The sequence below is a fragment of the Solibacillus sp. NPDC093137 genome (assembly GCF_050280445.1).
GTDB classification, from domain to species: Bacteria; Bacillota; Bacilli; order Bacillales_A; family Planococcaceae; genus Solibacillus; species Solibacillus isronensis_B.
The window spans coordinates 1,130,989-1,150,818 of sequence record NZ_JBNNVH010000001.1; the positions used below are offsets into that span (position 1 = coordinate 1,130,989).

The window sequence follows — 19,830 nt, forward strand, 5'->3', positions numbered from 1 at the left end:
GCACATTGTTGTTATATTTTGGAGGCCATCGTGAGAAATTTATTTCAAGTCGTCCCAATTCCAATCAGCGGGCTAATGCTCGGACTGGTTTCATTGGGAAATTTATTTTTAAGTATGGACAAAGCCGCTTTCGGTCATGTCTGTTTTTTTATAGGAATCTTTTTATTTCTATTAATCATTGGAAAACTGATTTTTGCGTTTTCCAGTATCCTTGCAGAAATGCAAAATCCGATTATTGCGTCAGTATCTCCCACTTTTACGATGGGGACTTTATCGATAAGTAGTGGTTTGCACTATTACGGTATAAGTGAATTCGTTATACATATGATCTGGATTCTTGCTGCAACGACTCAAATTTTTATTATCTTTTATTTTATTCGAACATTTATTTGGAAAAAACGGATTACGATTTCGGATATTTATCCAAGCTGGCTTATTATGTTTGTCGGAACTGCGGTTCTGCCTTTAACAGCGAGTGATCTTTCAGGCCTATTCACAAAAGCGATTGTTATTTTTGCGATATGCGCTTTTATTGTGTTAGTACCGATTCTTATTTTCCGTGTATTTATTAGAAAAGATTTGCCGGAGCCTACGATTCCGATGCTTACGATTTTAACCGCACCCGCTTCGATCAGTTTAGCTGCTTATTTCCAGCAGTTTGAAAGTCAATTCGGTATTGTTTTGACATTATTCATTGTCGCGCAAATATTGTATCTTTTAGTACTCTCGAAATTGCCGAGTGCATTACAGCTGCCTTTTTATCCAAGCTATGCTGCCTTTACATTCCCATTAGTTATTTCTGCGACTGCCACTTATGGTGTCATTCATTATTTCGAGCAAAATGGGATGTCGACAAGCTGGCTGGAAACGTATTTTTATTTTCAATTAACATTCTCTGCAATAATTGTATTTTACGTCTTTATCCGCTATATCAACTACTTATCCGTACAAGTACGACAACAGCGCAGAGTCATCCGAGAAGAAAAAGAAGCCATTTCATAATTGTTCCGCAATAGCGAAACATTCCCCCTTTATGCATCGTATACTACATAAAGGGGGGATTTTTTTGAAAAGAATTATTTTCGCACTATTATTTATTCTAATTATACTCGTGTTAATTTTCTACTGGCTTGACTATGAAATGAAAGCAGCGTTAAAAAATGAGGCAGACGGTTCAAATGAATATGTTGTCATTTTAGGCGCAAAAGTAAAACCAGGTGGCATCCCTTCCCTGTCATTAAAAAACCGTTTAGATGCGGCAGTGGATTATCTGCAAAAATATCCCACTTTAAAAGCGATTGTTACAGGTGGCCAGGGTGCTGATGAAGATCGTACAGAAGCATCGGTTATGGCAGACTATTTAATCGAACACGGGATTACTGAAGATAGGGTCTTATTGGAAGATCAGTCTACATCGACTTATGAAAATTTGTTGCTCGCAAAAAAACTGTTGCCCGAAAATACAACGAGCATCACGATTATTTCAAATGATTTCCACTTGAAACGTGCAACAATTCTTGCCCGAAAACTCGGTCTAAAGGCAGATGTGGTCGCAGCCCCTACTCCAAAAGTCATCAACACAAAATCACGTATTCGCGAACGTCTTGCAATCATTAAGGCCTATACGAGAGGCCAATAATTTTACATTTGCCGTTCAATTCGTTATCGTAAACTGTAACGAACAGTTGAGGTGAATTTCAATGAAACTTAGTATATTAGATCAAGTACCTATTTCCAAAGGCATGACATCAACCGATGCACTAGCTAATGCAGTGAAGCTTGCCCAACTTGGTGATGAGCACGGTTATGAACGAATCTGGTTTGCAGAACATCACAATACAACAACACTGGCAAGCTCTGCGCCTGAAGTAACAGCTGCTTATATAGCTGCGAAAACAGAGCGTATCCGTGTCGGAACGGGCGGCATTATGATGATGCACTACTCCCCGTATAAAGTGGCAGAAGTTTTTAAAACATTGGCTGCATTGGCACCGGGACGCATTGATTTTGGCGCAGGCCGCGCTCCTGGCGGGGATATGCCCGCAATGACCGCGCTTGCAAGTGGACGCAGACCTGATCTGACGGAACAATATGATAAACTCGAAGTCATTTTACAATTAATGAATGAACAGCGTACAGGTGAAGCGGTTTATGATAATGTTGTTGCCGCTCCTTTCAAAATACAGCTTCCGCAAAGCTGGCTGCTTGGATCAAGCGGACAAAGTGCGAAAAAAGCGGGTGAAGCGGGTGTCGGCTATTCCTTTGCCCAGTTCTTCAATGGACAAATGTCTAAAGGGATTTTCGATGCATACCGTAACAGTTTCCAGCCTTCGTACTTCATGGAACAGCCGCAAATTATTACGACCTATGCTATCAGTGTAGCTGAAACGGCTGAAGAAGCGGAATACTTATCAATGCCGATGCAGATCAGTCGTCTTAACTTAATGCGCGGAAAGATTATAAACGTGCTTTCTCCTGAAGAAGCGAATGACATCCCGCTTACTGAGATGGATAAAATGCTTCTGGAGCAAAACCGTCCGCTTATGCTGATCGGCTCTGCTGAGGAAGTAGCGAATCAGATTAGAGAAGAACAGGAATACTATGGCTTTGACGAAGCGATGATAAACTGTAATTTATATACGATTGATCAGCGCCTGAACAGCTACCGTCTATTAATGGAACAGTTTAATAAATAATACTAGTTTAATAAGGTAGTGCCGTTTGAAATTTCAAGTGGCACTACCTTTTCTTTATAGTCCGTTGGTAATGCAGTCTAAGAAAAATAATGACAAAGCTGCTAAAAAAGCAGTCCAAACTTTACTTATCGTAAAATTTGAACTGCCTCTCATTTTTAAATCTTTTTCACTTCTATCTGTTTAGTTACACTGTAGCTGTCGTCGTAACGGGTTGCGGGGCGATTTTTGATACGATGACGCTGTTTACTGCATTAATATAAGCCATTGCAGAAGCTTTTAAAATATCAGTATCTGCTGCTTTTGCGATATAGTTTTCCCCGCCGTATTCGATAATGATTTTAACTTTCCCTAATGCTTCTTGGCCGCGTGATACGGAGCTGATATTGTACTCAACAAGCTTTACCTTGATTCCAGTAACATCCGCAATCGCTGAGTAAAGGGCGTCAATCGGACCGGAGCCGACTGCACTTGATTTGAAAATATCTTCTCCGCGGCGGATTTTTACGCTGGCAGACGGGAAAGCAGCGTTTGAAATAATCTGTAAGTCTTCAATATCATAAAACTGGTCAGAGTATGATTCTTTATTCGGATTGTTCTTTTCTGTTTTTTCATAGTAGTTTTCAACAATGACATATAGATCATGATTGTAAACTTCTTTTTTCGAATCGGCCAGCTTTAGGAAGCTTTCAAAAATGCCTTCAAACTCTTCTTCCGCAAAATCATCAAAGCCCAGTTTAGACAGTGCATTTTTTACTGCATGACGACCAGAGCGTGCTGTTAAGACAAGTTCCATATCATCAAGGCCTACATCTTCCGGATGAACGATTTCATAAGCATCACGTGATTTCAGTAAGCCATCCTGGTGAATACCTGATGAATGGGCGAAAGCATTGTCACCTGTAATCGCTTTGTTTACTTGGACATCCAGTCCCATAAAGCTCGACACTAAGCGAGATGTATTCATTATTTCCTTTGTATTAATATCTGTGAACACATCGTAAACGTCCCCGCGTGTTTTAATTGCCATAACCACTTCTTCTAATGCCGCGTTTCCGGCACGTTCGCCAATACCGTTCATCGTCACTTCTACTTTATCTGCACCGTTTTTGATCGCCGCTAACGTATTGGCAGTCGCCATCCCTAAATCGTTGTGACAATGAACTGAAAGCAGTACGGAATCATCCAGGTTTTTCATTCGATCGTTCAGCTTGGCAATCATCTCGCCCCACTGTTCCGGCTCGGCATACCCGACTGTATCCGGTACGTTAATCATCGTTGCTCCGGCTTTCATGACCGCTTCAATCGTTTTCCAAAGGTATTCAAAATCAGAGCGGGATGCATCTTCCGTTGAATATTGTACTTGCGGCAGTAACGTTTTCGCATATTTCACTGCGTCTACCCCGATTTGCAGAATCTGGTCCTTCGATTTACTGAACTTTTTCTCCACATGGATATCGGATGTCCCTAGAACCATATGAATCATCGGATTATTTGCATATTTGACTGCATTGTAAACAGAATCAATGTCATCTTTTACAGCACGGGCAAGTGCCGTAATCATCATATTCGAATTATGGCCGACCTTTTGCGCCACAGCTTTTACTGCATCAAAATCACCTTGTGAAGACGCTGGGAATCCGGCTTCAATAATATCAACACCGAGCTTTTTTAACTGCTGGGCAATTTCCACTTTTTCATATAAATTCAGTTTAGCCCCAGGCACTTGCTCACCATCACGTAATGTTGTATCAAAAACCCAAATTTTTCTGCTCATTTTCATTTCCCCTTTTCTTCTCAAATTGATTTTTAAACAGTAAATAAAAATAAAAAAACTCGCCTCTATGAAAAATTCCATAGAGACGAGGTTAAACTCGCGGTACCACTCTAAATTGAATGTCCATTGCTGAAACATTCCACTTATCGACAAATAGTTTGCCAGTCTTTTAACGGAGACTTCCGACTTCCCTACTCTAATTTCAGGTCGTAGCTCATGGACGAGTTCAACAGTTGTATCTGCCAGTTTGCACCACCCACTGGCTCTCTTAAAGTATACAAGCTATTTACTACTTCCAATCATTGCCTAGATATTACCTTGAAATGAAGTTTACCGGCAATGAAATAAAATGTCAACACTTATTATCAGAAAATTTAAATTTCAATTTAGCATAATGAAGTTGAAATCCGCCAGGGCTAACTTCTTTTGCGCAATAAAATAAGTTAAATTTTATCGCCATTGAAAATTGAATTTTTTACTATTGCATAATCAACGTTACGAATCGCAGATAATGTTTTACCACCTGCATATGAAATTGATGACTGCAGATCTTGTTCCATTTCAGTTAACGTATCGAAAATCGATCCTTTTGAGTCAACATACATTTTCTTGCCTTCAACGTTTTTACGCTCGCCTTTTTGGAATTCCGATGCAGAACCGAAGTATTCTTTCACTTGTTTGCCGTCAATTTCCACGGTTTGACCCGGTGATTCTTCATGACCTGCAAAAAGTGAACCGATCATTACCATTGATGCACCGAAACGTACTGATTTGGCAATGTCGCCATGTGTACGAATACCGCCGTCCGCGATAATCGGTTTTGAAGCAGCTTTTGCACACCAGCGAAGTGCTGCCAACTGCCAGCCCCCTGTACCAAAGCCAGTTTTAATTTTCGTAATACACACTTTACCTGGACCAATACCAACTTTTGTCGCATCAGCACCTGCATTTTCAAGGTCACGTACTGCTTCAGGAGTACCGACATTTCCTGCAATAACAAAACTGTTCGGTAAATGCTTTTTAATATGACCGATCATTTCGATGACTTGGTTTGAATGACCGTGTGCGATATCAATCGTAATATAGTCCGGTACAAGCTGAGCATCCTTCAGCTCTTCGATGAACGTATACTCTTCATCTTTTACACCAACAGAAATTGATGCGATGTAGCCTTTACTGTGCATATCACGGATAAACTGCGCACGCTTTTCAGGTTGGAAACGGTGCATAATATAGAAATAGCCTTGTGCAGCTAATTTTTCTGCTAATTGCTCATCAATAATTGTTTGCATGTTTGCCGGAACTACCGGAAGTTTAAATGTATGATTACCCAAAGTTACTGTTGCATCACATTCTGTACGACTTTTCACTATGCACTTTGCAGGGATTAATTGAATATCTTCATAATCAAAAACTGTATCTATCATTTCACTACACTCCTAAATACGAACATTTTTCGTGTTTTTTATAATAATCATTCGACATCTGTTACTTTACAAAACAATGAAAACGTTGTCAACCATAAAACGAATATTTTATATAATTTTAATAAAAATGTTCGGTTTTTAAGGACTTTCAATAAAATTCTTCATTGTAAACCCTAAAAAAATTAAATTTAGCCTTATTTATAAATAACTATTGTCCACTGACTAATCGCAATGTTTTAATAGAATTATTGAAAAGGAGTCGATGAATTGATGTTAGAGAAATTGTTGAACGTTCAGAAATAATATTGAGCTAAAAATTGGCTCAATAATCAAACATTATTGGAGCTGAAAACATTGGACCATTTATTAAACTGTATGAAAATCATCGGGGACGATACAATCCAACGCACACAACTAACACATCGTATTGAGCTTGTAAAAACCTTTCAAGTTAAGAAAGGTATGAAAGTACTTGAAATCGGATGCGGACAAGGTGACACAACCGTCGTATTGGCAGATGCGGTCGGAGAGACAGGACATGTTGTAGCCATCGATATTGCCTCAACTGAATATGGTGCCCCGATCACTTTAGGCGAAGCAGCAGAAACAATTTCACACTCGCCTTTAGGACAGCGAATCGACTTCCACTTTGAAACGGACTTTTTGCAAATGGCGTTCGACGAGAAATTTGATGTCGTTATACTATCCCATTGTTCATGGTATTTCGAAAGTATTGAGCTCTTAAAGAATTACATGCAAAAAATCAAGCAAGTAGCAGATCGAATCTGTTTTGCTGAATGGGATATCGATTATACAATGGATGCCCAGCGTGCCCATTTTTGCGCAGCCAATATTGCGTTGCTTTATACAGCTTTTACAGAAAATGATGGGAATATCCAAAATCTCTTTCATAAAACGCAAATAAAGGAACTTATGCATAGTGAAGGCTTTTCAATCAATGTTGAACAAACCGTCGACTCCAGCTATTTGCAGGACGGGTCTTGGGAAGTCGACTACAGTAATTACTTGCAAAATGAATTCCCGGAGGTTCCGACTAAAATTCAGTCATTGATTCATAGTTATGCCTATTTAATGAATGAGCAGGCAAAGCCTCCCCTATCCTTAAATAGTTTTGTCCTGTGCGCTGATTTGTAAAATACCGTTCCCATTGGAAACGAAACAAAAATCCAGTTTTCCTTTGTAAGAAAACTGGATTTTTTTTACTTTCCGCAAAATGTCCTTTACGGAAAAAACCCTTCTTTAGTAAGGATTCTATTACCTTTCCGTTGGAATATCAGGTTCACATCAACTAATAATTTTCAATGACTCCTCCTATTGATGAAGCTTTTATCATCGGCTCTTTTAATATTTCTACAATTTCTTTCTTTGTTCCATAAACAACTGCTCCCAATATTTCTACATCCTCTAACTTGATATCTTTCATCCTGTTAAAAGCTTGTTGGTGATCAGGGGAAATACTCATTTGCAATAATTCCAGAAATTCGTCATATTCTCCTTCTAAATCATGGATTGAAATATAAGGCCTGTTTATTGAAAACCCCAGCGTATCATATTCCCTAATAAATGTTGAAGACCCATCATTTTCTTTTGCCTCTTGTTGAAACTCGTTTAATTGTTCACTACTATAAGTATCTATCCAAAACCATGTCATTTCGGGAAGCTGTACGAAAATTTCTCCTGGTTTGTATGGCCGATCAAAGGAAAGTGCCACTTCATAAATTTTATCGCCTTGCATACGCTCTATATGTCCTTCATCATCTTTATATTTTTTATAGGTTACATTCGGATGGAAAAACATCATTTCTCGCCAACCATTTTCTTTATAGCCAAAATGCCAATCTTTATCTTTCAACCCTATTTTCCCACCTGAGTATCTAGATGTTAGAACAGATGGCAACAGACCAAATGAATATTGTTTTCGTTCAATCACAACCGATTTGATTTTAAAGTCTTTCGAAATTTCATAGTTGCTTACTCCGCCCAATAAACCTCTGGACTCTACGGTTTCACTTATGTAACCGTTTGGCGTGCTGAGACGGACATAAGCATCCCACTGCTTAAATGCCTTTTCACTATAGTTTGCCAAAATTGCAGAATTAGCTATGTTTAAAACGACGAATACCAAGAAAGAAATAATAATTACCGTAATGATTGTTTTCATTTTACCTCTTCTTACTGCTTTCTTGACTTTCTTTTCATCAAAAAGATCATCCGGAAAATCATTCATGTAGCTCTCTCCACTTCTTTTGAAATTCTTTTCTTGCTCGAAATAAATAAGTCCTTACCGTTTCTTCCTTCATGCCCAGTAACAAAGCAATCTCTTTATAACTAAGTTCCAGCTCATATTTTAATAGTAAAAGCTGCTTAAAGATTTCTTGAATACCATCCAATACAGCTGTGATTTCATGGTTCATTTCAATCGATAATACACTCAGTTCCGTATCCTGGTCATCAGCAAAATTGTTCCAGAAATATTCATTGTCAATTGATATGGAATGTTCCTTGCCCTGTTTCCTTAACAGTTTTTTTAGTTCATTCATGGAAATCGTAAAAATATAGGAAAGTGCTTTATCAGAAGGAACACCACTGCTATAAGCAATGAATTTCGTATAGCTTTCTTGAACAATATCCTCTGCATCTTCATGACTACAGCCGTTCTTTTTTAAATAAAAATAAATCATCCTTGCTTGCTTTTTGTATATTTCCAACAAAAGATGCGAATCCATAGGTACTCCTTTCTAAAGCCTTCACTACTAAAGAGTCTCTTTTCATCAAAAAGTTTACAAGAAAATAAAAAATTTTTTCTAATGAGAATTTCATGTATTGATACCTAGCCTACGCCCCTTATAAAAATAAAAAAAGCTGCTCTTCTGTTGAAGAATAGCCTTCCTTAATTGGAGTAGAATTAATGAGTCAAATGACGTTAGCGTGGCTTAACTAAAATGCATACTCATGACACCCTGTGGCAAACTACGATCATGGAGGTGTATAGAATGAGTTCTAACAATAAAAACAATCGCAGCACTAGTGATGAGCAAGCAATAAGAAAAAATTTATCAAGGGAGCTTGATCACGAACTAGCAAACGAACCGTTGACAGCTGCCGAGAGACTTAATAATAAGAAAACGAAGAAGCGGCAATAACAGCTTTCCCCCATCTAAAGTTAGGTGGGGGCTATTTGATGTTGCTACGAAAAAAATCGCCATAAGCTTTCTATGACCATCCTCCATAAGTTACAAGTCGCTACCACTTTCCATATCATTTCTTTTCTTTTTATCTCCAAAATATTTCCAAAGATGATATGTAGCCCAAAATAATGTCGGAAAAACAAAAAGTGAAAGTGCTGAAACATACGGCTTTTCAAGGATATAACTAGGAGTAAAATAAATGTACAGGACTAAGATGATTAGGAATGGAACTAAAAGAATCCAGTAACGTTTGTCTTTAAAAGTATTAAAACTCCCCATATGATTCTCCCTTCCATAACATGTGATATTTCTATTAATTCAATCGGTAAGATCAAAAATAAAATCTTTTTTATTTCCTTGCATTTAATATACCGAAATAAAATCAACTCTTCCACAAAATGTCGGATTTAAACAACAAAAAGGTACGAATATTGTTTAATCAACATTCGCACCTGGTTCACCCGCACCACCCCAAGAAGGACTTACTGTAGTAATCCGGTCTTCCGGCTGTAATTTTTCAGGTTTGATTAACATCTCCACTTACCTCTAACAAATTCGATTTTATGTATAGAAATTTAATTCTAAGCGACTATAATTTCTGCCAATGTTCGTCCATTTCTTCGTAATATGTATCTGTCCAATGGTAAGGCTGCAGTTCTGTTAAAGTTTTAAAAATAATTGCTCCTGTATCATTTGAAATCGCACATTGTACTTGAGGTCCCCAGTAAAATAAGCGTTCTTGGCAGATACCACAAGGTGAAAGTACTTTTAATGGTGAATGTTCATCTTCCCTTGCTAAGCAAATGCTGTGTGTAACTTTTTTATTGAATTTGTGCGCTTCTAAAATAGCACCCGTTTCCATACAAAGAGCTGTTGCATCATTGATAATTTTTGGTGCCACACTTGTATAAATCGTCCCATCTTCAACACGAACCGCTGCTGCACCACCCCAACCAATCGGATATCTCACATTCACTAATTCTTTTACTGCATTATAAAGTTCTTTATCTATCATTGATTCCTAGCTCCTTCTATTCCTTTAATCATCCGACTAAATTACTTAACTGCTTTTCGATTTGTATAAGTATTGCGGGAATTTTCATTATGAAAATCAATCCCCATATTTGGTCCTCCCGTCAACTCCAAGTTATTCTTTTAGTCTATATTAAATAATAATTTCGACAAAATATACTTTCATATCTTTAGAGTTTCTAAATATAGGGTTGCTAATACTGAATTATATTGTAAAATTTAGAAAATACATATATTTATAGGCGGTGTAAACAGAAAATGAACTACCCCATTGTGAAACAGTATAGTAATGAATATCAAGCTCAAGTGGTAGATTTAATTCTTCATATTCAGCAGCAGGAATACAACATTCCGATAACTAAAAATGATCAACCCGATTTGTTTAAAATAGAAGAATTTTATCAGACAGGAAACGGTAACTTCTGGGTAGCTATTTATAATGAAAAGGTTGTAGGTACAATAAGTCTTTTGGATATAGGTGATAACCGAGTTGCATTAAGGAAGATGTTTGTTGATAAAAACTATCGCGGAGCCAAATTTAGAACTGCAAGTCTTTTATTAAACAGTGCAATCGAATGGGCAAAAGAACATTTAGTAGAGGTTATCTATCTAGGAACTACACCACAATTTTTAGCCGCTCACCGATTTTACGAAAAGAATGGATTTACAAGGATAAATCCTAACGAATTACCTGAAAGCTTCCCTGTATTACAAGTGGATAAATTATTTTATCAGTATTTCGTTCAATAGATGAGTGAGTTAGAAAAAATATATGTGGATTTACAAGAAAGGAGATATTGCCATTGAATAATAATAAACTTAGTATGTTAATGGGTATAGTTGGAAGTATTTTTATTCTAACTATTGGCGGTATAGCATTTAACCAAATTTATAAGAATCATCAAGCAAATGAACTTATTATTGAGAAATGCTTTGAAAACTTCGATCAAGCAGAAGAAGTAGTTGTAAAGAAAGATGGGTTTTGGTCTCCGGTGATTTGTGAGAAAAAATAGCATAAAAAATTAAAGCCTTTTTATGCTATCCAATACTTAGTGTTCCACGGTTTTTTAAAGTACCAATTGCGATACGTTAATTGCTGCTATTTCTTTTTTTTTCTAGAAATATCGGTGTTATATTTAATAAGATAGAAACAATAGTTAAAAACCATAATGCTTTTTCCATACTTGGAACTACATCTTCAATTGCCGCCCAATCTTTTACTTCTACCCAATTCGTTATTAGAGTATATTCGGCACAAAGTGTTAATGCTGTAAATGATAACCCCATTGCCATCGCAAGTTTGTAATCTTTACCGGTTATGTACATAAACAAGTTTATAAAAGTTGCCCCTATTGCAATAACACCTATCAATATCCACATCATATTGCCTCCAGACCTTTTTTCTTCCATTTCTAATATAGACATGAATTGTAATAATTTGGTTCCACAATCCAGATAAAATCCTTTTTATTCCATTTAATTGATGGGATATGTTATAATTTTTAAAAATTACAGGAGATGAAGACTTGAGTCAAAAAACTTCTTATCAAGATGCAGTAGAACTAAACATTTTGAATTGGGATACTACTAATATAGGCGAGAAAATTATTGAAGTTAGAGATTCACAAAAAGTTTATACAAATGACATAGTGGAAATCCAGCAAGTGGTGGATTTTGGTCGAGTCACAGAAAGGTCTCATAAAATACTTATTATTTTTAACTTAAAAAGGGATCTAAAAAATATTGGAGAAAAGATAATTCTTTAAGTTGTTATTATCATTGAATAAATGAGCATCAATTTTTCAAGCATGACTCCTAATTGCTGTTTTCTACTTATTTAAAATTGAGTAAATATAAAAATAATAATGATTAACGTTATTACAATAATACTGATTAAGGCTTTCAATTTTGTGTTGCGAATTACACTCTCAGTTAATTGAGGTTCTTCTTTGAACATCCCGCGTTTTCCCCATAACAAACTTTCCTCTGGGTTGAAATAGGTCCATATTAAAACTCCATATATAATAATGATCGATAAAAATACCCCCACCATTTTCAACACCTCCCTAAATAATCCTGTACCTAATATACGATTACAATACTTAATAGTTTCAATATATTTACAATACAAACAATTCCCTTTGTTTTACAGACATTTTGGTTCGTTAACCAAAACAGATAGCTAATTTTTCATCTAATCCTCCCAATAAAACACCGCATCCCAAACTAAATAATCACGTTTTTTACGCCAAATGGTTGGGATGTCGGCATTAAACGGTAACGGTGATTCCAAATCCTCTTTTCGTAAAATCGTAAATTGATACTTCATAAATAGACGCTCTAGTTGATTGGCAAGCTGTTGCCGTGTTGAATCAACCGAAAGATCTTTTGGTTCACAAATAACAGACTGACCTCCGTTTGAATACGCGCCTGTTTTCAGGATAAACGAGCTTGTTTGGTTCGCATCACCAATCCCAATGACGGGTGCCAATCGGCTAATGAGTACATGGAGCCCCGTTATGTTTTCCGTACGTGTAAAGCGGTCTTCTTCTATTTGCACTCCTGAATCCTCATAAACAAACCACTGTATGTACGAAGCATAGCCGCTGCCGAAATGGTCGGGCTCTACTTTATAGCGAATGTTCATTTGTGCTAGCTCAGCAAGAACCGCCTTCAAATAATTTTTGAGTACCTGGTCATCTTGCTCCGAATACGGATATTGCTCGCTAATGATTTCCTGACGAATCATTGCTTTCAACTGTTCGTTTGTAAACACGTTTAAACACCTTCTTTTATTAAGTAAGTCAATTTTCACGGATGAATTGCTTCAGTACTGTATTTCCTTTTACCAACTCAACTCTCCTTATCCCTCATTATTTAATATGTCGGTGAATAAATCCTCCCTGTATCGGTATCAATCACAAATGCCACCCGAATCGTTGCATCATACGGAATTCGGCTAAATTGAAAATATGAACACAAAAACTGCGTAATTTCTATGCTGGAGGTTGCCTGCTTTTTTGCTTGTCTATAAAATCTGTTTAACTGCTCTAATGTATAGCTTGGTCCAGATAACAGCACTTGCTGATCATACCTATCCACTTCAACTAACATATTTAATCACTACTGGTTGCTAGCCAGTCGTATAGCTTAAATTTTAAGCATCTCGGACTCTATTGCCGCCTGATGTATTTCTTCTGGAAAGCGCTAATGTGATTCATTCAGTGCCTAATTAATTCGACGTCCATCACGTCACCTCTTCATATTCAGGATGGCCATGCTGCATGCAGCCAAATAGCTGACAGCCGCCATTAGGGTACATATCATATTCAAAGGGTGGCCATAGCGTTTCGATGGTTTGTTGCTGTTCGATTAATTCAATTACACACTCGTCACGATCCTGCGCTGTCCAATGCTCATCTAGCTCCCTTTGTTGTTCATCGATTCGTTCTTCTTTTTTCTGTTGAATAGCTTGTTGAACGACTGCCCGACAAGCATCGTAGTCCTCTAATTGCCACAGGGTATACGCATAGCGACTGACGCAATAAGGTGAAGTGTAATAGCTGTTCCATTCTTTTTCAAACTGTACTCGTGCTTCATTGTAACAACCAAGCTCTACGTAAACATCTGCAATTTCCATAGCACCTGTGTAATCATCCGCTTCATCATTCCAATTGGCTAAAAGTGCCTTTGCCTTATCAACATGACCTGCATACAGCCAAGAAACGACCTCGTGTAATTGTGTAATTCCTGAATCACCATCACAGCGAGAAAAGACTTTCGCTGCTTGCTTATATTCACCGAGCTGAAAATGCGCCATTGCTAAATTATAGGTCACTTCCTCCGTCTCGCTGAAGCTGAGTGCCTGCAATAAATAATGCTTTGCTTCATTATATTTTTTGTTATGTAATGCAATTTCACCGAGCAGCATATACGGAAAGGAAGACTTCGGGTTAAAGACCAACGTTTGCTCTAATAATGTCCTTGCTTCATTTCGGTTCTCTTCCTCACGCAGCATAAACCATGCCAAATTATTAAGACTTTGAACAGACGGTGTTTCTCTAGCCAGCTTTTTAAATAGCGTATAGGATTCATCATAGTCATTTTGCTCTAACAGCATAATCGCTCTCGTATTTTCCGAAATGAGACCTGTTAAAGATTGGTCTAGCTTTTCCCAATGAAAGGTTTGATGAAGCTCTACATTTAACGCTACTAAAAACCGAATAACTGCATTTTCCACCGTTTCAACAGATAAAATTGGTTGCTCATAGCTTTCAAGGTGTGCCTGTATCATAATCCCGTTTTCTTGTACCAAAAAACGTAAAAGCGGTTCGTCACGATTATTGCATTCATACTTAAATTCACATAGGTTACCACTAGTCATCGATTGTAGCCATTTACCCAACTGATTCGCCAGCTCCACCATATTTACACAGGTTTCAGTCAAATACAGTTGTCCATCTACGTAAATTTGTAAATCTCCTTCAATATTATCATTGTCAAATGCCCTCTGATCTTGTTTTAAATGCTCATCTCCCAACCGAAATTGAAATATCATGTATTCTCCCCACCTTTCTCTTTAGATTCATATTCTTTAAGTTCACCGTGTTATAAAACGATAGAAGTAGAAATGATGATTGATAAAAGTTAAACAAGCTGTCCTAATATCTTTTGATTATGTATATTTTTCCCATGATATAACTTTTCTAAGAGCTGAACTAAATTTAGAAACCAAAAAAACGAAAACTTTACTATATACAGTATATGGCTCAGTAATTGGTCTAGCGGGTACCTTCTATATAAATAGGTTTAGGTGGAAAAAAGCAGTAATTGATTATTATTGCATTTATTTCACACTAAATAATTTGCTGCATTATATAATTTATCAATATCTTTCTATTAGAAAGTGGTTTGACCTATAATGGTTTCCAGTTATAATCTTTTGCATCTTTATCATTTGGTTCTCTAACAAATTCCTTACACCCTTCTTCACAGGCTCCAAATAACAGGTAATTTTTCTGTGCTTTTCGTAAAGATGACGTGTTTGCACCACCCTCATAATCTGGGTCATCATATTGAACTCCGTCATCTTCCCAAAAACAGATACTGCATATATTATAAGTTCCCCGAGGTTCTTCATCTAACGTTTTATAGCCACAACAAGGACAAGTATATTTCATAATATCACCTCACATTTATTTAACCTTCAGTTTTCTGTTAAGTTCCAGTTTATTCTTAAAATCATATTATTGTTATCCTAACATATATATCCACTTCTCTTACAAATTTCTCAATACCCCTCCCAAATAGAACCATTCGTAATTTTTATTAAACACAGCATAATTAAAAAAACTCATATAAACCATTTACAAAATAATCGTACTCATTATCATCAATGATTTTGTCCCCATACCCTTCAAAGAAGATTTGTTTATCTGTTTCATCCTGAAAGGCATTGGGTTTAGGGCGTATAGCTAATGATACGTCATATCTTGGATCGCCGAATGCACCACCACCCCAGTCTATTACGCCTGTAATTTTGCCGTTGTTGACTAAAACATTATCAATTGTAAAATCCCAATGTATGAGTGTTTGATTATATTCTTTCAGTTTAATAGATTTGATTCTTTCTAATAATTCCTCAGTTCCGTCCACTTGATAATTTCTCAAATTAAATTCTGCCTGGCATAACCTTTCATCGATCCAAGGAAGTTCACCTATTAGTTCAGCAGGACAAGGTGTTGAATGAATTTGCCACAAGAGTTTACCAAAGTTATATATTATTTCCTGCCGTTTCGCCTTACTTTTTTCTTTATATAAAGCGGATCGTACAGTTTCCCCTTCTAAAAACTCAATAAGAGCCCAAGATTCCTTTACATATACTTGTTCAACGAAGTTTTCCACCTTTGGAACAGGTAATTTTGTTTTTTGAGTCAAACAGTTAATTACCGATACTTCTCGTTTTAGCAAAGCACAGTTTAACTCTCCCTTAGTTCTCTTGAGTGCATAAATCCCTTGACCATTTTCAATTAACCCAACATTGGAAGTATAACCTTGTCGTGGAAAGCTCATTGAATTAACCTTATTAAGAAACATGTATATTTCACTTGGGATCTCTTCAACATTAAATGGCAGCAATTGAGTACACCTCCTCCAGTAGTTGATAATCGATATATTTTGATTTAAAGATATATTAGCTTTCCTTTTAGATCTTGAATAATTTCGTCGATACTATTTCTTTCAGTTTCTATATATTCTCCAAAATCGTATCGTTTGTAGGCTTCTAAGCATTTATCGGTTTGTTGAAAACACCAGTTACCTTCTTCCTCCCCACGTAGTCTTAACCTTTCGTAAATGGTCTCTTTACTTGCATTCAAACAAAAATGATAGGTTTGTTCATCAATACTTTTAAATCCGTTGTATATGTATTGAAAGTATTCAATTTTTCTGATTGTCATTGGTACGATTAGATTGATTTCATATTTAGAAATTAACTTCTTTGCCATATCAACTGTTAACTCTCTCCATAAATCCAGATCTTGAAAATCGCCTCTAGTGGATTCTGTTCTTTTGATATCAATGGGAATAACATTTCTTAACATATAACCTATTTCTTCTGGGTCATAAATCATACTATTTTCAATTTCGTTTAAGAGCCTATTTGCAATTGTAGTTTTACCTACACCAAATGCTCCATTTACCATTATAATCAACACATCAACTCCCTTGTTGTCCAATTATCCTTCTAAAAGACTATCCTATGGTTCTTGTATTTTGGTTTCAAATGGTATCTTGTCCGAAATTAAATTATCGCCATATTAAGAAAAAACACAATTCCTTTTCAAGAATTGCGCACGATATTATAATTTCACCGTCCAAATTTTATAAATGATTTGACCGTTTCTTTCTATTTCCGCTGTACAAACGCCGACTTTTAAATTAATATAATCGGCCCATTGAGGAAAATGGAATGCTAAATAGTTAATTACTTTCTCGTCAGGTGTTGCATAACCTACATTTGTTTGTTCACTTAAATACGCAACGAAATCCGGATATAATGCTCTCGCCCATTCTTCCACTTCAAAATCCGAATCAAAAACACGGGTATCATCTTTATGGCTGCCATTTATCCATATAACATTTCGCATGAAACCGCCTCTTCCAAAGATTTTTCACAAATATGGCTATTGTTTAACGGTGTCCATCTTTCCTTGCTTGGATATAACCATAATAGACACACGTCCCATGGGTAGATAAATCTTTTAATTCCATTCCACAGCTCTCATAAAATTTGAAATTATTTGCTGAAGTGTGCGCAAACCAGTCTCCATGCGGAAGCTTTTGAATACATAACTCAACAAGTTTTTTTCCTATCCCTTTGCCTCTATATTCTGTTAAAACGACTAAATCCATAATATTCGCTGCCATGATTTGATCAGATATCACCCTCACCATCGCAATCATTCTCTCATTATCCCAGACAGTAAATGCCCAAGTTGAATTTTTAAAAATTAGTGAGTATTTTTCTTTTTGCCATGATGGAATATTTTTTGCCCATCCGGCGTCTTTAAACAAGGATTCAACAAACTCCGCAGGTATCCCTTCAGTGCCTTCTCTAATGACGAAACCATTAAAATATTGATACAAATGCGCTGCCCCTTCCATTGTTAGCTATTACATACTGTTTAGATGATAAGTAAAAAATACTATGGCTCTTGAAAACCCACTGTTGCCATTAGAAATATCACAAGATAGCCAACCAAACCAACTATATTTAATCCTAGTAATGTAAGCCTTATATACCCTTTCACACCGAACATAGCAAATAAAAATCCTAAAACACCTAATCCAAATGGTAAGTATAAATTAGGAGCAACTATTAAGTTAAAAATCTTTTCTCCCAAACGAAAAGGCATTTCATTAAATAATGAAATTGTTAAAAAACAAAGAAATGCGGATACAACTGAAAAAATTACTCTCAACAAACTATCACTCCATTTTCTTATCATTAAATTATTTATTGGAAATCCATTCATAAAGAACATCAGGCAAATTTTCTTCATTTTCGTGCCCTCTAGATATGACTTAAGCCGTTCTTTTTGTAAAATCGTTGTGCGTTTTCATTTACTTCAAAAGTATATAATGTGAATGGTTCACGATTGTTCACGAGTCTTAAACACTGCAAAAATCCAGATTTACACGGATTATTCCACGGAAAGGAATACAAACCTACTCTACTACTTTATGAGTTCAATCTTTTCTAAAATCTTTTGGGTAGTATAATTTAAAACGGGTAAAGAATCTAATGGAAAATATGCCAGCTCTAAACTTTCTTCATCTTTTTTCAAGTTTCCACTTATATCCATAGCTTTAAAGATAACAGTGGCATTGTATATCTCATCCCCATGAGGAAATTTATAATAAAACTCCTTACCAGAAGCTACTCCTAAAATTTCTAAGTGATTTGTAATAAGTCCTGTTTCTTCATACAACTCTTTTTTAGCTGTCTCTTCAAAACTATCGCCCAATTCCATACCGCCTCCTGGAATTCCCCAATCTTTAGTGTCGGAACGCAATTGTAGTAATAACTCATTATCGTTATTCATCACAATTATCGCTGATCCGGGAGCAATAATTGGTGCTGTTCCAATAATACTTCTAAGTGATTCAATATAGCTCATGATATTCTCCTCTTGAAAAGAGTCTTATTTTAAGTTTCTTCGTAATCTTAATCGTTAAGGTGATACCGGTCTAAAATTTTCTAACTCAAGCCTGTTTAACCAGTTATGAACTAACTCGTTAAAGACATCAGTTTGTTCGATTTGGAGATTATGACCAGCCATATCAAGTACGGCAAAAGTTGCCCTTGGATAATCTTCAATTAATCGCCATGCATCATGGTAACCGACTACATTATCCTGACGCCCTGTAATAATGAGCGTGGGATACTCAAGTTTACATTTAATATCGAAGGTAAATCCATACCCGTTTTGACGAATGTGGTTTAAAAATTCGTAATTTGTTTTTTGAGAAGGAACTAAAATTTCCTTTTGAAACCTCTCCCACTCAGTTTGACCTTGCACTACCCCCATAGAGCAAAATTCGTGAGCACCTTCCGGAGACAAATCTGATATTAAGTTGCAATCTCTTTTTAAGACGGTATGCTGTGGTACTACCCTTTTATCGATTTCAGGTATAGTTAATGGTGCCATCAGCAATAATCCACGAACTGTATCCTGTCGTGAATGGACTATACCCCTTGCAATATATCCACCATACGAATTACCACAAATTATAAACGGTTGATTAGGGATAATGTCATCCAGAAGAAGCAATATTGATGCTAAAATATCATCAGAATTTTGAATAGATTGTTGTGACTGGGAATGACCCATACCAGGCAGGTCTATATATATTCTCTTCCAACCGCTTCTATTCTCAAATAAAGGTTCCATTGCATGTAACATCACTTGATGATCAAGTGTCCAACCATGCAACATAACGATTGGAAAGCCTTCTCCAATCTCTTTATAAAAAATCGACATGATTTTTTCTCTTCCTTTCTTATAAATCAGATGTATTGAAATGGACATTTAATATCTCCATAAACAACTCGAAATTTCAGCAATCTTTCTTGATTTACTATACGATTCGTTAGTTTAAATATATTTCATTCTGTTATATTTTAACAT

The 19,830-nt window shown here is 36.4% G+C and carries 26 protein-coding genes, 1 pseudogene and 1 other annotated feature; of the genes and pseudogenes, 8 read left to right on the forward strand and 19 right to left on the reverse strand.

From position 1 onward, the window contains the following. Positions 1-30 precede the first annotated feature (30 nt). The 3 genes from ACQKN3_RS05755 to ACQKN3_RS05765 all read left to right on the forward strand — a co-directional run bounded on the left by ACQKN3_RS05755 (position 31) and on the right by ACQKN3_RS05765 (position 2,696). A complete protein-coding gene (locus ACQKN3_RS05755; protein ID WP_427710060.1) occupies positions 31-1,002 on the forward strand; it encodes a TDT family transporter in 972 nt (323 codons plus the stop codon). Between the two features lie 64 nt (positions 1,003-1,066). Then, on the forward strand, positions 1,067-1,639 hold the full coding sequence (locus tag ACQKN3_RS05760; protein ID WP_427710062.1) for a YdcF family protein: 573 nt from the start codon (positions 1,067-1,069) through the stop codon (positions 1,637-1,639). 61 nt (positions 1,640-1,700) lie between these two features. Continuing rightward, positions 1,701-2,696, forward strand: a complete 996-nt coding sequence (locus ACQKN3_RS05765; RefSeq protein WP_251688105.1) for an LLM class flavin-dependent oxidoreductase — start codon at positions 1,701-1,703, stop codon at positions 2,694-2,696. A gap of 184 nt (positions 2,697-2,880) precedes the next feature. Here ACQKN3_RS05765 and ACQKN3_RS05770 read toward each other — a convergent pair whose 3' ends face one another. Both ACQKN3_RS05770 and guaC read right to left on the reverse strand, forming a co-directional pair. Next, positions 2,881-4,470: a 2-isopropylmalate synthase gene (locus ACQKN3_RS05770; protein WP_251688106.1), complete on the reverse strand. Its 1,590-nt coding sequence runs from the start codon at positions 4,468-4,470 to the stop codon at positions 2,881-2,883. A gap of 78 nt (positions 4,471-4,548) precedes the next feature. Continuing rightward, positions 4,549-4,782, reverse strand: a binding site (T-box leader). A 131-nt stretch (positions 4,783-4,913) separates the two neighbouring features. Further along, positions 4,914-5,894 (reverse strand): GMP reductase, encoded by a 981-nt coding sequence (guaC, locus tag ACQKN3_RS05775; RefSeq protein ID WP_353056568.1) that lies wholly within the window; start codon positions 5,892-5,894, stop codon positions 4,914-4,916. A 357-nt stretch (positions 5,895-6,251) separates the two neighbouring features. Between guaC and ACQKN3_RS05780 the strand changes: the two genes are divergently transcribed. Next, positions 6,252-7,052 carry a class I SAM-dependent methyltransferase gene (locus ACQKN3_RS05780; RefSeq protein ID WP_427710065.1) on the forward strand — a complete coding sequence of 267 codons (801 nt, stop codon included), beginning with the start codon at positions 6,252-6,254 and terminating at the stop codon, positions 7,050-7,052. Positions 7,053-7,206: 154 nt separating this feature from the next. On the opposite strand, the gene ACQKN3_RS05785 is transcribed toward ACQKN3_RS05780, so the two are convergent. Then, the gene (locus ACQKN3_RS05785; RefSeq protein ID WP_427710067.1) at positions 7,207-8,145 is read right to left on the reverse strand and encodes an anti sigma factor C-terminal domain-containing protein; all 939 of its coding nucleotides are present in this window, start codon (positions 8,143-8,145) and stop codon (positions 7,207-7,209) included. Continuing rightward, complete coding sequence (locus tag ACQKN3_RS05790) at positions 8,138-8,644, reverse strand: RNA polymerase sigma factor (protein ID WP_427710069.1); 507 nt, start codon at positions 8,642-8,644, stop codon at positions 8,138-8,140. Before ACQKN3_RS05790 ends, ACQKN3_RS05785 begins: the two co-directional genes overlap by 8 nt. A gap of 267 nt (positions 8,645-8,911) precedes the next feature. On the opposite strand from ACQKN3_RS05790, the gene sspO reads away from it, so the two are divergent. Next, positions 8,912-9,061, forward strand: a complete 150-nt coding sequence (gene sspO / locus ACQKN3_RS05795) for a small acid-soluble spore protein O (protein ID WP_251688123.1) — start codon at positions 8,912-8,914, stop codon at positions 9,059-9,061. Positions 9,062-9,695: 634 nt separating this feature from the next. Here the strand turns inward: sspO and ACQKN3_RS05800 are convergent. Next, positions 9,696-10,121, reverse strand: coding sequence for a cytidine deaminase (locus ACQKN3_RS05800; RefSeq protein WP_427710071.1), 426 nt, complete (start codon positions 10,119-10,121; stop codon positions 9,696-9,698). A gap of 275 nt (positions 10,122-10,396) precedes the next feature. Here ACQKN3_RS05800 and ACQKN3_RS05805 point away from each other — a divergent pair, with 275 nt between their 5' ends. Both ACQKN3_RS05805 and ACQKN3_RS05810 read left to right on the forward strand, forming a co-directional pair. Continuing rightward, positions 10,397-10,888 (forward strand): GNAT family N-acetyltransferase, encoded by a 492-nt coding sequence (locus tag ACQKN3_RS05805; protein ID WP_251688126.1) that lies wholly within the window; start codon positions 10,397-10,399, stop codon positions 10,886-10,888. 53 nt (positions 10,889-10,941) lie between these two features. Then, entirely contained in the window at positions 10,942-11,151 is a 210-nt protein-coding gene (locus ACQKN3_RS05810; protein WP_427710074.1) for a hypothetical protein, read from the forward strand. A 76-nt stretch (positions 11,152-11,227) separates the two neighbouring features. On the opposite strand, the gene ACQKN3_RS05815 is transcribed toward ACQKN3_RS05810, so the two are convergent. Then, positions 11,228-11,518 (reverse strand): hypothetical protein, encoded by a 291-nt coding sequence (locus ACQKN3_RS05815; RefSeq protein WP_427710076.1) that lies wholly within the window; start codon positions 11,516-11,518, stop codon positions 11,228-11,230. 146 nt (positions 11,519-11,664) lie between these two features. On the opposite strand from ACQKN3_RS05815, the gene ACQKN3_RS05820 reads away from it, so the two are divergent. Then, positions 11,665-11,904, forward strand: a complete 240-nt coding sequence (locus ACQKN3_RS05820) for a hypothetical protein (RefSeq protein ID WP_251688132.1) — start codon at positions 11,665-11,667, stop codon at positions 11,902-11,904. A gap of 71 nt (positions 11,905-11,975) precedes the next feature. On the opposite strand, the gene ACQKN3_RS05825 is transcribed toward ACQKN3_RS05820, so the two are convergent. The 13 genes and pseudogenes from ACQKN3_RS05825 to ACQKN3_RS05885 all read right to left on the reverse strand — a co-directional run bounded on the left by ACQKN3_RS05825 (position 11,976) and on the right by ACQKN3_RS05885 (position 19,683). Then, positions 11,976-12,191, reverse strand: a complete 216-nt coding sequence (locus ACQKN3_RS05825; RefSeq protein WP_427710078.1) for a hypothetical protein — start codon at positions 12,189-12,191, stop codon at positions 11,976-11,978. Positions 12,192-12,332: 141 nt separating this feature from the next. Next, entirely contained in the window at positions 12,333-12,914 is a 582-nt protein-coding gene (locus ACQKN3_RS05830) for a hypothetical protein (RefSeq protein ID WP_427710080.1), read from the reverse strand. 101 nt (positions 12,915-13,015) lie between these two features. Beyond that, complete coding sequence (locus ACQKN3_RS05835; protein ID WP_427710082.1) at positions 13,016-13,252, reverse strand: hypothetical protein; 237 nt, start codon at positions 13,250-13,252, stop codon at positions 13,016-13,018. Positions 13,253-13,385: 133 nt separating this feature from the next. Further along, positions 13,386-14,696, reverse strand: a complete 1,311-nt coding sequence (locus ACQKN3_RS05840; protein ID WP_427710084.1) for a tetratricopeptide repeat protein — start codon at positions 14,694-14,696, stop codon at positions 13,386-13,388. Positions 14,697-15,054: 358 nt separating this feature from the next. Then, positions 15,055-15,318, reverse strand: a complete 264-nt coding sequence (locus ACQKN3_RS05845; RefSeq protein ID WP_427710086.1) for a CPCC family cysteine-rich protein — start codon at positions 15,316-15,318, stop codon at positions 15,055-15,057. Between the two features lie 163 nt (positions 15,319-15,481). Further along, a complete protein-coding gene (locus ACQKN3_RS05850) occupies positions 15,482-16,276 on the reverse strand; it encodes a phosphotransferase family protein (RefSeq protein ID WP_427710088.1) in 795 nt (264 codons plus the stop codon). A gap of 44 nt (positions 16,277-16,320) precedes the next feature. Then, positions 16,321-16,842 carry an AAA family ATPase gene (locus tag ACQKN3_RS05855; protein ID WP_427711610.1) on the reverse strand — a complete coding sequence of 174 codons (522 nt, stop codon included), beginning with the start codon at positions 16,840-16,842 and terminating at the stop codon, positions 16,321-16,323. A 156-nt stretch (positions 16,843-16,998) separates the two neighbouring features. After that, the gene (locus tag ACQKN3_RS05860) at positions 16,999-17,286 is read right to left on the reverse strand and encodes a hypothetical protein (protein ID WP_427710090.1); all 288 of its coding nucleotides are present in this window, start codon (positions 17,284-17,286) and stop codon (positions 16,999-17,001) included. Between the two features lie 43 nt (positions 17,287-17,329). After that, positions 17,330-17,785 (reverse strand): GNAT family N-acetyltransferase, encoded by a 456-nt coding sequence (locus tag ACQKN3_RS05865; protein ID WP_427710094.1) that lies wholly within the window; start codon positions 17,783-17,785, stop codon positions 17,330-17,332. A gap of 59 nt (positions 17,786-17,844) precedes the next feature. After that, positions 17,845-18,201, reverse strand: coding sequence for a hypothetical protein (locus ACQKN3_RS05870; protein ID WP_427710096.1), 357 nt, complete (start codon positions 18,199-18,201; stop codon positions 17,845-17,847). Further along, positions 18,152-18,284, reverse strand: a pseudogene (locus ACQKN3_RS05875) (GNAT family N-acetyltransferase); the annotation flags it as partial. The gene ACQKN3_RS05870 and the pseudogene ACQKN3_RS05875, both read right to left, overlap by 50 nt. 91 nt (positions 18,285-18,375) lie before the next feature. Next, positions 18,376-18,819, reverse strand: a complete 444-nt coding sequence (locus ACQKN3_RS05880; protein ID WP_427710098.1) for an NUDIX hydrolase — start codon at positions 18,817-18,819, stop codon at positions 18,376-18,378. A 54-nt stretch (positions 18,820-18,873) separates the two neighbouring features. Next, entirely contained in the window at positions 18,874-19,683 is an 810-nt protein-coding gene (locus ACQKN3_RS05885) for an alpha/beta fold hydrolase (protein ID WP_427711612.1), read from the reverse strand. Positions 19,684-19,830: the final 147 nt, after the last annotated feature.